This window comes from Breoghania sp. L-A4 (genome assembly GCF_003432385.1).
GTDB lineage: Bacteria > Pseudomonadota > Alphaproteobacteria > Rhizobiales > Stappiaceae > Breoghania.
Window position 1 is genome coordinate 41,288 of the sequence record NZ_CP031841.1, and the last position, 15,332, is coordinate 56,619.

15 protein-coding genes and 1 pseudogene are annotated in these 15,332 nt (G+C 62.7%); 2 read left to right on the forward strand and 14 right to left on the reverse strand.

Annotation, left to right across the window (positions count from 1 at the left end; all coding sequences use genetic code 11):
* Positions 1-31: 31 nt before the first annotated feature.
* From D1F64_RS00235 to D1F64_RS00250, 4 genes and pseudogenes are all read right to left on the reverse strand, one after another.
* Entirely contained in the window at positions 32-1,063 is a 1,032-nt protein-coding gene (locus tag D1F64_RS00235) for a succinylglutamate desuccinylase/aspartoacylase family protein (RefSeq protein ID WP_117410766.1), read from the reverse strand.
* 10 nt (positions 1,064-1,073) lie between these two features.
* Positions 1,074-1,967 (reverse strand): annotated as a pseudogene (gene rimK, locus D1F64_RS00240) (30S ribosomal protein S6--L-glutamate ligase); the annotation flags it as partial.
* Positions 1,968-2,014: 47 nt separating this feature from the next.
* On the reverse strand, positions 2,015-2,422 hold the full coding sequence (locus D1F64_RS00245) for a RimK/LysX family protein (protein ID WP_205470592.1): 408 nt from the start codon (positions 2,420-2,422) through the stop codon (positions 2,015-2,017).
* 154 nt (positions 2,423-2,576) lie between these two features.
* On the reverse strand, positions 2,577-2,852 hold the full coding sequence (locus tag D1F64_RS00250) for a hypothetical protein (protein ID WP_117410768.1): 276 nt from the start codon (positions 2,850-2,852) through the stop codon (positions 2,577-2,579).
* 140 nt (positions 2,853-2,992) lie between these two features.
* On the opposite strand from D1F64_RS00250, the gene mgtE reads away from it, so the two are divergent.
* Positions 2,993-4,366, forward strand: coding sequence for a magnesium transporter (gene mgtE, locus D1F64_RS00255; protein WP_117410769.1), 1,374 nt, complete (start codon positions 2,993-2,995; stop codon positions 4,364-4,366).
* Between the two features lie 147 nt (positions 4,367-4,513).
* Positions 4,514-6,460 carry an acetate--CoA ligase gene (gene acs / locus D1F64_RS00260; RefSeq protein ID WP_117410770.1) on the forward strand — a complete coding sequence of 649 codons (1,947 nt, stop codon included), beginning with the start codon at positions 4,514-4,516 and terminating at the stop codon, positions 6,458-6,460.
* Between the two features lie 106 nt (positions 6,461-6,566).
* Here the strand turns inward: acs and D1F64_RS00265 are convergent, their stop codons facing one another.
* From D1F64_RS00265 to rpsP, 10 genes are all read right to left on the reverse strand, one after another.
* On the reverse strand, positions 6,567-7,187 hold the full coding sequence (locus D1F64_RS00265) for a hypothetical protein (protein ID WP_117410771.1): 621 nt from the start codon (positions 7,185-7,187) through the stop codon (positions 6,567-6,569).
* On the reverse strand, positions 7,154-7,966 hold the full coding sequence (locus D1F64_RS00270) for a pilus assembly protein (RefSeq protein ID WP_117410772.1): 813 nt from the start codon (positions 7,964-7,966) through the stop codon (positions 7,154-7,156). The genes D1F64_RS00265 and D1F64_RS00270 overlap by 34 nt, the downstream gene beginning before the upstream one ends.
* Before the next feature lie 368 nt (positions 7,967-8,334).
* On the reverse strand, positions 8,335-9,747 hold the full coding sequence (locus tag D1F64_RS00275; RefSeq protein ID WP_162901209.1) for a pilus assembly protein: 1,413 nt from the start codon (positions 9,745-9,747) through the stop codon (positions 8,335-8,337).
* A 254-nt stretch (positions 9,748-10,001) separates the two neighbouring features.
* Positions 10,002-10,559: an HNH endonuclease gene (locus D1F64_RS00280; RefSeq protein ID WP_117410774.1), complete on the reverse strand. Its 558-nt coding sequence runs from the start codon at positions 10,557-10,559 to the stop codon at positions 10,002-10,004.
* A 438-nt stretch (positions 10,560-10,997) separates the two neighbouring features.
* Positions 10,998-12,410, reverse strand: coding sequence for a 3-isopropylmalate dehydratase large subunit (leuC, locus tag D1F64_RS00285; RefSeq protein ID WP_117410775.1), 1,413 nt, complete (start codon positions 12,408-12,410; stop codon positions 10,998-11,000).
* 84 nt (positions 12,411-12,494) lie between these two features.
* On the reverse strand, positions 12,495-12,659 hold the full coding sequence (locus tag D1F64_RS22955) for a hypothetical protein (RefSeq protein WP_162901210.1): 165 nt from the start codon (positions 12,657-12,659) through the stop codon (positions 12,495-12,497).
* 134 nt (positions 12,660-12,793) lie between these two features.
* Positions 12,794-13,270 carry a 50S ribosomal protein L19 gene (gene rplS, locus D1F64_RS00290; RefSeq protein WP_117410776.1) on the reverse strand — a complete coding sequence of 159 codons (477 nt, stop codon included), beginning with the start codon at positions 13,268-13,270 and terminating at the stop codon, positions 12,794-12,796.
* A gap of 159 nt (positions 13,271-13,429) precedes the next feature.
* Entirely contained in the window at positions 13,430-14,140 is a 711-nt protein-coding gene (gene trmD / locus D1F64_RS00295) for a tRNA (guanosine(37)-N1)-methyltransferase TrmD (RefSeq protein ID WP_117410777.1), read from the reverse strand.
* Positions 14,137-14,799 carry a ribosome maturation factor RimM gene (gene rimM, locus D1F64_RS00300; RefSeq protein WP_117410778.1) on the reverse strand — a complete coding sequence of 221 codons (663 nt, stop codon included), beginning with the start codon at positions 14,797-14,799 and terminating at the stop codon, positions 14,137-14,139. Before rimM ends, trmD begins: the two co-directional genes overlap by 4 nt.
* A gap of 31 nt (positions 14,800-14,830) precedes the next feature.
* Positions 14,831-15,280: a 30S ribosomal protein S16 gene (gene rpsP, locus D1F64_RS00305; RefSeq protein ID WP_117410779.1), complete on the reverse strand. Its 450-nt coding sequence runs from the start codon at positions 15,278-15,280 to the stop codon at positions 14,831-14,833.
* Between the last annotated feature and the right edge of the window lie 52 nt (positions 15,281-15,332).

A 15,332-nucleotide genomic window follows, 5' to 3' on the forward strand; every position in this document is an offset into this window, starting at 1 on the left:
ACAACCAAACACCCGCAAGCCAACGTCGTGCTCAGATGATCTCGTCCTCGTCGAACAGCGGATCGCCGCCGAGTTCCTCTTCCATCTGACCAACCCGGTCCTGCGCCTCGCGGTGCTTGGGCACCCGCGCGATATGGGCGATGGCGTCGCCCTGGTTGACGGTGGGCAGGTTGGTGCGGCCGATGATGATGCCGTCCTCGGGCGCCGGAATCTCGATCTCCACATCGCCAAAGGGATCGGTGACGATGCCGACGACCTCGCCGGCCGCGACGCTGTCGCCCGCCGCCTTGAACAGCCGCAGGATTCCGCCTTCCGGCGCCCGCATCCAGAAGCTAGAGCGTGAGACGACCGGCTTGATCTTGCTGGACGAGGAGCTCTTGCCGGCGATCATGCCAAGGCGCTTCATCACCCGCAGAATGCCCTTCACACCAACGCGGATCGACCATTCGTCGAACCGCAGCGCCTCGCCGGCTTCATACAGCAGCACGTCGACGCCGGCTTCCGACGCCGACTTGCGCAGGCTTCCGTCGCGCAGCGGCGATTTCAGGATCACCGGCGCGCCGAAGGCTTCCGCCAGCTCCAGCGTCTTGGGGTTGTTGGCCGAGGTACGGATCTGCGGCAGGTTGGTGCGATGCGCCGCCGCCGTGTGCAGATCGATGCCCATGTCCGAGCGCACCACCACCTCGCGCATGAACATGTCCGCGAGCTGGGCGGCCAGCGACCCGCCCTCGCTGCCGGGGAACGAACGGTTGAGGTCGCGCCGATCCGGCAGGTAGCGCGAGTGGTTGATGAACCCGTAGGCGTTGACGATCGGCACCGCCAGAAGCGTGCCCTGAAGCCGGTCGAGCGCAGGGGTGCGCAGCACCCGGCGGATGATTTCCACGCCGAGAATCTCGTCCCCATGCACGGCGGCCGACAAAAACAGGGTCGGCCCCGTCTTGCGCCCGTGCACCACATGCACGGGCAACGTCATCGGCGTATGATTGGAAAGGACGGAAAACGGCAGATCCACCGTCTTCCGGCTGCCCGCCGGAATGCGGTCCTTGCCGATGACGAACGCCATCAGCCGCGGCCCTCGTCTTCGTCTTGTTCGGCTTGGCGTTCTTTTCTAGCAGTTCGATGATCTTGCCCGCCACATCGATGCCGGTGGCCTTCTCCACACCTTCAAGGCCCGGCGAGGAGTTGACCTCCATCACCACGGGGCCGTGATTGGAGCGCAGCATGTCGACGCCGCAGACGTTCAGTCCCATGGATTTGGCTGCGCGGATCGCGGTGGAGCGCTCCTCGGGCGAAATCTTCACCGACGCGGCGCTGCCGCCGCGATGCAGGTTGGAACGGAATTCGCCTTCCGCCCCGGTGCGCTTCATCGCCGCAATCACTTTGCCGCCGACCACCAGGGCGCGGATGTCCGTGCCGCCGGCTTCCTTGATGAACTCCTGTACCAGAATGTTGACGTTGGCGCCGCGGAACGCTTCGATCACCGACTTCGCGGAACGCTCCGTATCCGCAAGCACGACGCCGATGCCCTGGGTGCCTTCCAGCAGCTTGATCACCACGGGCGCGCCGCCGGCGGTCTTCAGCACTTCCTCGGTCTGCTTGGGGTCATGGGCAAAGGTGGTCACCGGCAGGCCGATGCCGTCGCGCGCCAGCAGCTGCGTCGAGCGCAGCTTGTCGCGCGAACGGCCAATCGCCACCGATTCGTTGAGCGGATAGACCCCGGCCATCTCGAACTGGCGCAGAACGGCCAGGCCGTAGAAGGTGATCGACGCGCCGATGCGCGGAATCACCGCGTCATAGCCCTCGAGCTTCTCGCCGTTGTAGAAGATCTCCGGCCGCCGCGACGCTATGTTCATGTAGCATCGCAGCGTGTTGATGATGTCCAGCTGATGGCCGCGTGCTTCCGCCGCCTCGACAAGCCGGCGGTGCGAATAGAGGCTGGCGTTGCGGGCAAGCATAGCAATCTTCATGAGAATCCTCCTCAGCGTCCGGCGTCATTACCGTAACGGAACCGAATCTAATCTGTGAGCCGGTCCATGGCCGTCTGGCACCGAAACGAACCGGACGGGTCGACAAGCATGCGGCGCTTCATGGCCTGGCGGCCGATCAGCATCGGGATTTCCATATCAGAGCGATCAGTCAGCGACACGTCGATCTTCCAGCGCCGGTTTCCGATCACCAGCGTCGTCTTGACGACATAGCGCCGTTCCACGTGGCCCGACGAACTCTTGATATCCCGGATATCCACCAACCGCGCCCAATGGCGCAGCTCCGTATCATGCGCTTCCTCGCGCAACGCCAGATCGAAATTCACCCAGCTTTCGCCGTCCTTCTCGACAACGACCACATGCGGCGCGTGCAGCGCGGAGGAGCGCGCTCCGGTATCGATCTTGGCCAGTATGCGCGGCACGTCGAGATCGGGCAAAGACACCCATTCCCGCCATCCGACAATCAGCTTATCGCGCTTGGGCTGGTCGCCCCGGAAACCTTGACGCCGCGGCCGCGCGATGCTGCCCTCTTAATTCCAACGCCATCCATGGAAATCGGTTCCGGATCGTCGTTGCGCGTTGCCCGTAAGTTCACTCCGCGAGCACTCCTTCATTGACCCTGCGATAGCTGGTGAAAGCCTTCTGGCTGAGGATCACATAAAAGCTGTCGAGGTCGATAAACACGTAGCCCAACTCATAGAGCGCGCGCGTCAGCGCCGAAATGTCGTCACTGTAAAGCCGCCGCACGCCCGCCATCTGGCGCAGGTACTTCTGGGAGATCCGAAACCGCCCGCGCGGCTTTCCCGCAAAGGGTTGTTCGTACAGCTCCGCGAGTCGCGCCGCCACGTCACTTGCCGGTATCACCACGGCCCAGCCTCCATCACCTGCGACAGAATATATCGTGCTACATAAATCAAAAATTGCCTAAGTCAAAAAATTTTTGCATATAGACGAAATAATTTGTGCTTTTTGGCGGATCTCATCCCGCACCGACCGGAGGACACCGCATGGCGCCCGTCATTCCAGCCGCAAGTGAAACCCAGATCGATCCGGTCGCGAGTTTTCTCGAAACCGTTCAGGAAGGAGATGTCAGCCGCATCGAGGAATCGCTCGACGGACTGACGGCCAGCGATCAGGTTCGCGCGCTGCTCAACATGGGGGCGGACGATCAGGAAAAGCTGCTGCATCTGGTGGACCCCAAGCTCGCCGCCGACGTGGTGGAGGAACTTCCGCAGGAACGGGCGGCCGAGATCATCGAGCGGCTGGACGCCAAGACCGCCGCCTCGATCCTCGAGGAGATGGATTCCGCCGACCAGGCGGACGTCTTCAGCGAAATGCACGACGCGGAAGCGGAAGCGATCTACTCCGAGATGGCGCCGGATGCGGCCGAGGACGTGCGCAAGCTCGCCGAGTATCCCTCCGACACCGCGGGCGGGCTGATGTCCACCGATGTCTTCACCTTCGTGGAGACGGAGACGGTCGGCACCATCCTGCGACGCGTCGCCTCCGAGGACGAGGATTTCGAGCGTTACCGCGGTCAGCACCCCTATATCCTGGACGCGGAAGGCCGGCTCGTCGGCGTCGTCTCCCTGCGCACGCTGATCACCTCCAAGCGCTCGGTTCCGCTCAAGGACGTGATGGTGGCGCCGCTGTCGGTCTCGCCGTTGACAGAGCTCGGCGATCTGGAGGACGTTTTCGACGACTATCCGTTCCTCGGCATTCCGGTGGTCGACGAGGCCGGCCGGATGATCGGCACCGTGTCGCGCACCGCGGTCAGCGACGCCTCGCTGCATCGCGCCGAGGATGATGCGCTGAAGATGCAGGGCGTCGTGGGCGATGAGATCCGCTCCATGCCGACCCTGCTGCGCGCCCGCAGGCGCTTGTCATGGCTGACCGTCAACATCGGGCTCAACATCGTCGCCGCCAGCGTGATCGCGCTCTATGAAGAGACGCTGACGGCCGTCATCGCGCTCGCCGTGTTTTTGCCCATCGTCTCCGACATGAGCGGCTGCTCGGGCAATCAGGCGGTCGCCGTCACCATGCGCGAGCTGTCGCTCGGCCTGGCGCGGCCCGTCGACATCGTGAAGGTGTGGCTGAAGGAGATCACCGTCGGCGCCATCAACGGGCTGGTGCTGGGCATCCTCATCGGCCTGGCCGCCTGGGCGTGGCGCGGCAACGCGTGGATAGGCGTGGTCGTGGGCGTGGCTCTGGCGGTCAACACCCTGGTCGCCGTCTCCATCGGCGGCACGGTCCCGCTGGCGCTCAAGCGCTTCAACGTCGATCCCGCGGTCGCCTCGGGCCCCATGCTGACGACCATCACCGACATGGTCGGTTTCTTCCTGGTGCTCAGCCTGGCCTCTGCGATGCTACCGTTGCTGTGACGCTGGCGCGCCATCTGCGACTTATTGCGGTCCTACGAAAGTTACAGCGGTGCTGTATGGACGTGATTGGCAGCAATACGCATAATGCCGCCAACTCAATTCAGGCGCCGAAAACGACGCCGGGACATCACTTCTGGGAGGGTGCCGATGTCGGACAACGTATTTCCCGTGCCCGCGGATATTGCCGCCGGAGCATTGATCGATAACGATAAATATCTCGAGATGTACCAGAGGTCGGTCGATGACCCGGCCGGCTTCTGGGGCGAACACGGCAAGCGGATCGACTGGATCAAGCCGTATACCAAGGTCAAGAACACCTCGTACGACTACCACAACGTCTCGATCAAATGGTTCGAGGACGGCACGCTCAACGTGTCCGCCAACTGCGTCGACCGCCACCTTGAGACGCGCGGCGACCAGGCCGCGATCATCTGGGAAGGCGACGATCCGTCCGAGAGCAAGGTCATCACCTATCGCGAGTTGCATCACGAGGTGAATGTCTTCGCCAACGTGCTGCACGCGATGGGCGTCAAGAAGGGTGACCGGGTCACCCTGTACCTGCCGATGATTCCGGAAGCGGCCTACGCCATGCTCGCCTGCGCCCGCGTCGGCGCGGTGCATTCGATCGTCTTCGGCGGTTTTTCGCCCGACAGCCTGGCCGGCCGCATCAAGGACTGTGATTCGAGCGTCATCATCACCGCCGACGAGGGTCTGCGCGGCGGCCGCTCCGTGCCGCTGAAGGCCAATGTCGACAAGGCCTGCGAGAAGCTGACCAATGTCTCCAAGGTCATCGTCGTCAAACGCACCGGCGGCGACATTTCCATGAAGGACGGCCGCGACGTCTGGTACCACGAGGAAGCCGACCGGGTGTCCGACCACTGCGCACCGGTGGAGATGAACGCGGAGGATCCGCTGTTCATTCTCTACACCTCGGGTTCCACCGGCCAGCCCAAGGGCGTGATGCACACCTCGGGCGGCTATCTGGTCTACGCCTCGATGACGCATCAGTACGTCTTCGACTATCACGACGGTGAGGTCTACTGGTGCACGGCGGACGTGGGCTGGGTCACGGGGCACAGCTACATCGTCTACGGGCCGCTGGCCAACGGCGCCACTACATTGATGTTCGAGGGCGTGCCGACCTATCCCGACGCTTCGCGCTTCTGGCAGGTGTGCGACAAGCACAACGTCAACATCTTCTACACCGCGCCCACCGCCATCCGCGCGCTGATGGGCGCCGGCGACGAGCTGGTGAAGTCGACCTCGCGCAAAAGCTTGCGGATTCTCGGCTCGGTTGGCGAGCCGATCAATCCGGAAGCCTGGATGTGGTACCACAATGTGGTCGGCGACGGCCGCTGCCCGATCGTCGATACCTGGTGGCAGACGGAAACCGGCGGCATTCTCATCACCCCGCTGCCCGGCGCCACCGCGCTGAAACCCGGCTCCGCGACGCGGCCGTTCTTCGGCGTTCAGCCGGCGCTGGTCGACGCGGAAGGCACCCTTCTGGAAGGCGCCACGGACGGCAACCTGGTGATCCTGGACAGCTGGCCCGGTCAGATGCGCACGGTCTACGGCGATCACGAGCGCTTCGTGCAGACCTACTTCGCCACCTACAGGGGCATGTATTTCACCGGCGACGGCTGCCGCCGCGACGAGGACGGCTATTACTGGATCACCGGCCGCGTCGATGACGTAATCAACGTCTCTGGCCACCGCATGGGCACGGCGGAGGTGGAATCCGCGCTTGTCGCCCATGCAAAGGTGTCGGAAGCCGCCGTCGTGGGCTATCCGCACAACATCAAGGGGCAGGGGATCTACGCCTATGTCACCCTGATGGAAGGCGAGGAGCCGAGCGACGAACTGAAGAAGGAGCTGGTGGCCTGGGTGCGCAAGGAGATCGGTCCGATCGCCTCGCCGGACCTGATCCAGTTCTCGCCAGGCTTGCCGAAAACCCGCTCGGGCAAGATCATGCGCCGCATCCTGCGCAAGATCGCCGAAGACAGTTTCGACAGCCTCGGCGACACCTCGACGCTGGCCGATCCCGGCGTGGTCACGGATCTGATCGACAACCGGCAGAACCGCCAGACGGCCTGAGGCGCTCCGCGCGATACAGACCTGAAATGAATATGGGCGCGACCTTGCCGGTCGCGCCCTCTTCGCATCCCGCCGATCGTTGCGCCGGCGTGGATTGGATAAGCCGTTATTTCGACAGATAGACGCCCTTGATCTTCGACGAGATTGCCTGAAACGCCGCGATCAGGTTGTTCGCATCCTTGGCGAAATAGTAGGTCGTATTCACATCGGTGGCGCACGCCTGCATCACCTTTGCGCCTGCAGAATTGTCGTTGCTTCCAAAGTAAATAGAATAAAGAGACGCTCCAGTTTTCTTGGCTTCGGCGCAAATTTTCTTCGCTCTTGTAGAGGAAACATTTGTTGAATTCTCTTTCTCCGGCTCTTCCTGCCAGCGATCAGTATAATTCTTTTTATTCGAATAAGATTTATGATCGTAATCCACGCATTGACCCGAATAATATTTGCCACTATCAAACTGAATTCCATAACGTGTTCTATAATTGCACGGCGGACCGCCAAAATAATAGTTTGTGTTAAAATCACCATCCGTCATGAAGATCAGGAACTTCACGACGTCCTCGTCATCATATTCGCCAGGAGCGCTGTCGGACGGCCACAGGTTGGACCACTTCGGCGAAAGGGAATACCACCCCCAGGCAACGCCGGTCTGTCCGGCGGTGTAGCCCTCACTCTTCAATTTCTTGATCGCTGACGTCAGCTTGTTGCGCTTGGCGGTGAGCGGTTCCATCTGCGGTGTCGAGGCGCAACCGTTCGAGCCGCCCCAAAGAAATCGGAATCCTTGTCGGCGTAGTTGTAGGTCGCGTCGGTATACTTCTCGCCGCCCTCGCGTTCGGTCACGCAATTCTGCGTGCCGGCATTGCCATCCGTCACCTTATGCGCATATTGACCGAGATTGACGCCCTGGCTGTAAGGCACGAGTGAGATACGGACCTTGCTGTTTTTCTCGGACGTCCCTTCCGGAATGAGCTCGTCCACGACGGACTGCGCCGCCGTGCGCAATGTATCCATATCGCGCATCATCGAGCCGGTGATATCGAGCACCAGCGCCACCTCGACATACTTGCTGCCAAAGCGCACCTCCGCGACCACCGAAACCGGAATCGTGCGAATCCCCAGAAGCTGAACGAAGGCCGTCGGGACGTACGCCTGAGCCGTTGCCGTTATCACGCCGTTGATGCTGTCGATGACCGGCACCACGTCCTCGACCTCGGCAATGCCCGCGAGCTTGACCGCGGCAGTTTGAGCGAAGGTGTCCTTGATCAGCGCCTTCGCCTCGTCGACATCCTTGGCGGTCGACAGGTACCGCGCCCCGGCCAATGCTGCGGCGTCCAACTCGTTGGCGATCAGCCCGCGGGTGTTGACGGCGCGGCCGTAATCGACGGCGCCGCCGGCCGCTCCAATGACAACAAGCATCGCCAACGCCCAGATCAGGACGATGGAGCCGCTGCGCGAGGGGCCGAACGCCCGGGTTGCCTCGCGGTATCGTTGCACGACACGCCGTAACATCCGCAGTCTCCCTTCGGCACACACGCCGCAATCACAGTTCCTGTAGCGCAAGCGTCCGGCCAGAAAGGAAGACCCGGCCCGCAGAATTCCGGCGCGCTTGAGTAACCATTGGATTTGAAGAGGAAATTGGCGGTGTCGTGGTTAGCAAAGGATTAAGTAGCGAGGATTTTTACATATTAATTCGCAGATGCGGAAATCGGTCATGACATTCTTGACTCATAGCAGGCCCGGTTCGGAACAAGGCATTAACGGGGTATAAAGATACCTGCCGCTTCTGGCACAGCCCCGCCGACCGGCGCTGCATGCGTTCCAACAACAAAACGGGCGCGACGTTTCCGCCGCGCCTTCGTCTCGAGCGTTTCGACAGCTTATTTTGACAAATATATCGACTGGATCTTGTTGGCGATCACACTGAAGGCGCTCACAAGCTCGCTGTCGGAATCCGCGTAGAAAAAATGGTCCGTTGAGCTGGCGCAGTAATTCATCAGTTTCTTGCCAAAGTTCGAATTGATTGTCTCGAAGAAAATAGAATAGACTTCGACACCAGACTTCTTCATTTCATCACACAGCTTGCGGCCGCGAGCAGCAGGCTCATCGTCATAACTTGGGCTGGGGTACCAGGTCTGATACCAGGTCGTCGTCGTGGTGGTCTTTTCGCAACCCTTGTCCTTGTGCCAGTCCCAATCCCAGCCCCAGCCAGGCGAGCCGCCATTGAAACAACTGACCGTGGAGGTCTCCTCCTTGGCGTCATACTTCATGTTGAACCCGCCATCGGTCATGATCACGGCGATTTTCAACGTGTCATCCTCGCCATACGCGACCGGATCGCTTTCCGGCGGCCACAGAGACGCCCACTTCGGCGACAGCGTGTACCAGCCCCAGGCGATGCCCGTCTGGCCAGCGGTGCCATAGTGGCCCTCAAGATCCTCGATGACCTTCAGGAGCTGAACGCGTTTGGCCGTCAGCGGAAGAATGGACGTCGAGGGACACGCTTCGGGCGGATTAAGCCATGGATCAGGGTTCGCACCGGGCCCCGCTTGAGTTTGATACGCCTGTTCTCCGCCAAAGAACTTGGAGTCTTTTCCATCGTAGTCATATACTGCATCGGTATACATCTCCGCGCCGTATCGCTCAGTCACGCATTTCCTTGGACCAGAGTTCCCATCGCTGACCCGAGTCGCGTATTCGCCAAGATTGACACCCTGGCTATAAGGAACGATCGAGATCTTTACCTTGCTGTCCTGATGCTTTGTTCCCTCGGGAACCAGCGTATCGACGATGCTTTTTGTCGCGGTCTTGAGCGCCTTCATATCGGCGGGGTCATCCGCCATCGACCCGGTCACATCAAGCACCAGCGCCAATTCGACATATTTGGTGCCAAAGCGCACTTCCGCGGCCACCGAAACCGGAATGGATTTAATTCCCAGCAATTGCACGAAGGCCGTCGTGATATTCGCCTGTGCCGTTGCCGTGATCACGCCGTTGGTGCTGTCGATGACCGGCACCAAGTCCTCGACCTCGGCAATGCCCGCGAGTTTGACCGCGGCGGTTTGGGCGAATGTGTCCTTGATCAGCACCTTCGCCTTGTCGACATCCTTGGACGTTGCCAGATAGCGCGCACCAACCAGGACCGCGGCGTCCAACTCGTTGGCGATCAGCCCGCGGGTGTTGACGGCGCGGCCGTAATCGACGGCGCCACCGGCCGCACCGATGACCACAAGCATGGCCAGCGCCCAAATCAAGACAACCGATCCGCTCTGTGCGGCGCCGAGTGTCTGCACAGCCTCGTGTATTCTTTGCGCACCACGCCGTACCATAGGCAGTCTCCCTTCAGCCCTGCGACCGCGGCCTCCTCGCCTTTGCGGACATGCTGTTCGCCTGACGCTGTCCAATACAATCCCATGTAAAAACTGCCGTTACGTTAAAACTGAAACAAGGAACACAACGAACACGGCGGTACGCACGCGTTGGCATCCGCAGCGGCGTATGGCGCACGAAGGGTGGAAAGGGATGGTGTGCGGGGCGGCGCGAACCCTCAGGGCTCCAGCTCGGTGTCCCAATAGAGAAAGTCGAGCCAGCTGTCGTGCAGGAAGTTCGGCGGGAACAGACGGCCGTTGTTGTGCAGGTCGCTCACGGTGGGCTGGAACGGCATGTGCCGGGGCCACATGGCCAGTTCCCGGCACGACTTGTTGGCCTTGCGCAGGTTGCACGGCGAACAGGCCGCGATGACGTTCTCCCAGGTCGTCTGGCCGCCCTTGGAACGCGGAATGAGATGGTCGAACGTCAGGTCCTCGCGCGAGCCGCAATACTGGCACTGGAACCGGTCGCGAAGGAACACATTGAAGCGGGTGAAGGCGGGATGTCGGGTCGGCTTGATGTAGGTCTTGAGAGAAACGACGCTTGGAAGGCGCATCTCGAAGCTCGGACTTCGCACCTGCACGTCGTATTCACTGACGATGTTGACCCGATCGAGGAACACCGCCTTGATCGTATCCTGCCAGGCCCAGAGCGACAGCGGGTAATAGCTCAGCGGTCTGTAGTCCGCGTTGAGCACCAGCGCCGGATGAGCACCTGTTGCCACGGCAATCGTCAAGCCACACTCCCTGCGGCCGGCCCCGGTACGGAGCCTGTGCCCCGCGCGAAGGTGCCGACCTGTCCCTGGTGTTGGATTGTCCCGCCGCGTGGAACGCGAAATCAGGACAAGTCATGGTCGTCGCATGCGCGGGCATAGTGTAAGGCCAGCGTGACACTGTTGTGAAGACATTCCGTGGTTTGTTTGATGGCCGGGGATTTCGCGCGCAGCCCCGCCACGCGGCGTCTTGGCGGTCGGGCAGAGCGCCGGGATCACTCAAAGGCAGTTCTTAGAAAAATTCGGCAACTGCTTGAAATGCAACAGCAGAGATGCCGGTCGGCGCGAAGCAGCCAACGCCGTGCCGCGCCCCCGGATACCGCGAGACGGCCCGGCGCATAGGAGAACGGGCGCCAAGGGGGCGCCCGTCCTTCGGAATACCACGTAGGGACGGTTGGCGAATCAGCCGCGCGGCCATTCACGGATGTCGACGAAATGACCGGCGATCGCGGCGGCGGCGGCCATCGCGGGCGACACGAGATGCGTACGTCCCTTGAAGCCCTGGCGGCCCTCGAAGTTGCGGTTGGACGTCGACGCGCAGCGTTCGCCCGGTTCCAGCTTGTCGGCGTTCATCGCCAGGCACATGGAGCATCCCGGTTCGCGCCATTCGAACCCGGCGGCGGTGAAGATCTTGTCCAGACCCTCGGCCTCGGCCTGCGCCTTGACCAGGCCCGACCCCGGCACCACCATGGCACTGACGTTCTGATGCACCGTCTTGCCCTGGATCATCGCCGCGGCGGAGCGCAGATCCTCGATGCGGCCGTTGGTGCACGAGCCGATGAAGACGCGGTCGAGCGTGATGTCCTGCATCGGCGTACCCGGCTTGAGTCCCATGTACTCCAGCGCCCGCCACTTCGAGGTGCGCCGGTTGGCGTCGGTGATCTCGTCCGGGTCCGGCACGCTGCCGGTGATCGAGATGACGTCCTCCGGGCTCGAGCCCCAGGTGACGATCGGCGGCAGATTGGCGGCGTCCAGACGGATTTCCTTGTCGAACTCGACACCCTCATCGGAGAACAGCGTATCCCAATAGGCGCGCGCCATGTCCCATGCTGCGCCCTTGGGCGCCTTCGGCCGATCCTTGATGTAGGCGTAGGTGGTCTCGTCGGGCGCGATCAGGCCGGCGCGGGCACCCGCCTCGATCGACATGTTGCACACCGTCATGCGGCCTTCCATCGACAACGCGCGGATCGCCTCGCCGGCGTATTCCATGACGTAGCCGGTACCGCCCGCGGTGCCGATCTCGCCGATGATGGCAAGGATGATGTCCTTGGCCGACACCCCGTTGGGCAACTTGCCGTCGACCGTGATGCGCATGTTCTTGGCCTTGCCCTGGATCAGGGTCTGGGTCGCCAGAACGTGCTCGACCTCGGAGGTGCCGATGCCGTGCGCCAGCGCGCCGAAGGCGCCGTGCGTGGAGGTATGGCTGTCGCCGCAGACGATCGTCATGCCCGGCAGGGTGAAGCCCTGCTCGGGGCCGATGATGTGCACGACGCCCTGGCGGCGGTCGGTCTCGCTGTAGTACTCGATGCCGAACTCGGCGGCATTCTTGGCCAGCGTATCCACCTGCAGCGCGGATTCGGGATCCGCGATGCCGTGGCTGCGGTCAGTGGTCGGCACGTTGTGATCGACGACGGCGAGCGTGCGCTGCGGCGCGCGCACCGTGCGGCCGGTCATGCGCAGGCCTTCGAACGCCTGCGGCGAGGTGACTTCATGCACCAGGTGGCGGTCGATGTAGAGCAGGGCGGTGCCGTCTTCCTGGACGTTGACCAGGTGATCGTCCCAGATCTTGTCGTACAGGGTTTTGGACTTCGTCATGGAGTACTCCCAAGGAATTTCGTCGCATACAAACAGGTCTTCAGGCGGCGTGGCGACAAAGGGCCGGGGCCGTGGATCGGGCGATCAGACCAGTCGTAGCGCGTCGTCGGATGCGTTGAGGAGCGGATGAAACCGCCAGAACAGACGCGCGTGATCGTGAAACGACGCAAACTCCATAGGCGCGCAGACTCCGGCATCGAGGATGGCGGCGTCGCGGCTGCGGTACGGTGGCGTTGTTTTGCCGATCATGGCGGAGACCCTATCAATTCGCAAAGACAGCGGCAACAACACGGCCGCGCCGGCGGACTTGATATAGCGAAATATAGAAAGGCCCGCGGCTGCTACCAGACGCGGGCCCCCGAAATTGCGAAAGCGGTCGAATGCTATTCGGCGGAGGTTTCCGCAGCCGCGGCTTCCTTGGCAGCGACCTTCGCCGCTTCGGCCTGGACCTTGGCTTCCACCGCGATGGCGCGCTGCTCTTCGTTCAGGCGCTTGGCGCGCACGTTCGTGTTCTCGACGATACGCGCCGACTTGCCGCGACGCTCGCGCAGGTAGTAGAGCTTGGCGCGGCGAACCTTGCCGCGGCGAACCACGTCGACGCCCTCGACCATCGGCGAGTAGACCGGGAACACACGTTCCACGCCTTCGCCGTAGGAGATCTTGCGGACCGTGAAGCTTTCCTGGAGACCGGAGCCCGACCGCGCGATGCACACGCCTTCATAGGCCTGAACACGGGTCCGGGTGCCTTCCGTCACGCGCACGTTGACGCGGATGGTGTCGCCGGGAGAAAATTCGGGAAGCTGGCGCTTTTCGGCGATCACAGCCATCTGCTCGGCTTCGAGCTGCTCGATGATATTCATGACAAGTCTCTCTTTTTGGTGTCACGATCAGAGCGTCCAATGCGGTCAATCCGTAAGGGCCGTTGCATCGCAAATATCGACTGTTGTCGGAAAGTCGCCGCTCTATACGCCAAAAGCGGCAGCGAGTCATGCCCTTTTTGGCGAAAAAACCGGGCTGATTCAATCCTCGCCGCGTTCCGTGTCGCCGTGGCGGCGCCACAGGTCCGGCCGCCGCGCGCGGGTCAGCTCCTCCGAGCGCTCCTGCCGCCAGCGCGCGATGCGGCCATGATCGCCCGAGGTCAGGACCTCGGGAATCGCGCGGCCTTCCCATTCCTGCGGGCGCGTGTAGTGGGGATGCTCGAGCAACCCGGTCTCGAAACTTTCCGTCTCGCCGGATTCCGCGTTACCCATGACCCCAGGCAGCAGCCGCACCACCGCGTCCAGCATGGTCAGCGCGGCGATCTCGCCGCCGGACAGGATGTAGTCGCCAATCGAGACCTCCTCGAGGCTGCGCGCCTCGATCACCCGCTGGTCGACGCCCTCGAAACGGCCGCACAGAATGACTGCGCCGGGACCCTGGGCCAGTTCGCGCGCGCGCGCCTGGTCAAACGGCTTGCCGCGCGGGCTCATCAGCAGGCGGGGGCGGGGGTCGCCGTCGGGCGCTGCGGCATCGATCGCGGCGGCGACCACATCGGCGCGCAGCACCATGCCCGGACCGCCGCCGGCGGGCGTGTCGTCGACACTGCGATGACGGTCGGTGGCGCTGTCGCGAATATTGCGCGCCTCGAGCGACCACAGGCCCGCCTCAAGCGCGCGGCCGGCAAGGCTGACGCCGAGAGGACCAGGAAACATCTCCGGGAAGAGTGTGAGCACCGTCGCGCGAAAACTCACGCCTCGCGCCCCTGGCTGGCCTCTTGCTCCGTCCGCTCAAGCGCCTGCTGTTCCGCCCGCGCCTCGGCCTTGTCGCGCTCGGCGTCCGCCATCAGGCCTTCGGGAGGATCAACGACGACACGGCCCGCCTCGAGATCGATCTCGGGCACCACCTCGAGCGTGAAGGGGATATAGAAGCTGCGGCCGCCCTTGGATGCGATTTCCAGCAGATCGCCGGCGCCGAAATCCTGAACCGACACCACCCCGCCCAGCGCATTGCCCTGCACATCCACCACCTCCAGACCGATCAGATCCGCCTGATAGAAGGTGTCTTCGTCCTCGGGCTCGGGCAGGACGTCGCGGGAGAGAAAGAGATTGATGCCGTTGAGCGCCTCGGCGGCATTGCGGTCGCCAACGCCCTTGAAGCGGACAATCAGCATCGCCTTCTGGGCTCGCAGCGTTTCCACTTCGAAACGTCGCGAGCCGTCCTGTGTTTCCAGCGGCCCATAGGAGCCGAGCGCCAGCGGGTCCTCGCCGAACGGCTTGACCCGGACCTCGCCCTTGATGCCGTGCGCGGCCCCGATCTGCGCCATCAGGACGCGATCGCGCGTCTCGCCGGCAGGGTCCGCGGCCTTGGCCGAGGGCTTGGCCCGGGACTGGGACGGTTTGGCCGGGGACATCGGCGGGACTCCGTGGACTGGATGCGGCCGGTTATTCGGCTGCGGTCTCTTCAGTGGCGGCTTCTTCAGCCGGAGCCTCTTCCGCCGGTGCGGCGGCAGCGGCGGCGGCGGCTTCAGCGGCTTCCTTGGCGGCGGCGGCTGCGTCTTCCTCAGCCTGACGCTTCTCGTCGAGACGCTCCTGCGCCTTCTTGCCGAGCTTCGCCTTGTTGGGGTTGTTGCGCGCTTCGCGCTTCAACAGGCCGGCGGCGTCGAGGAAACGGGCCACGCGGTCGGTCGGCTTCGCGCCATTGTCCATCCAATGCTGGATGCGCTCGGCGTTCAGCGTCACGCGGTTCTCGTTGTCCTTGGGCAGAAGCGGATCGTAGGTGCCCAGACGCTCGATGAAGCGGCCGTCGCGCGGCGCGCGGACGTCGGCGACGACGATGCGGTAGAACGGACGCTTCTTGGCGCCACCGCGGGCGAGACGAATCTTGAGAGCCATTGCAGGTATTCCTTGTTGGGGTCTGTGTGTTCTTGATGTTGTATTCTGTCTT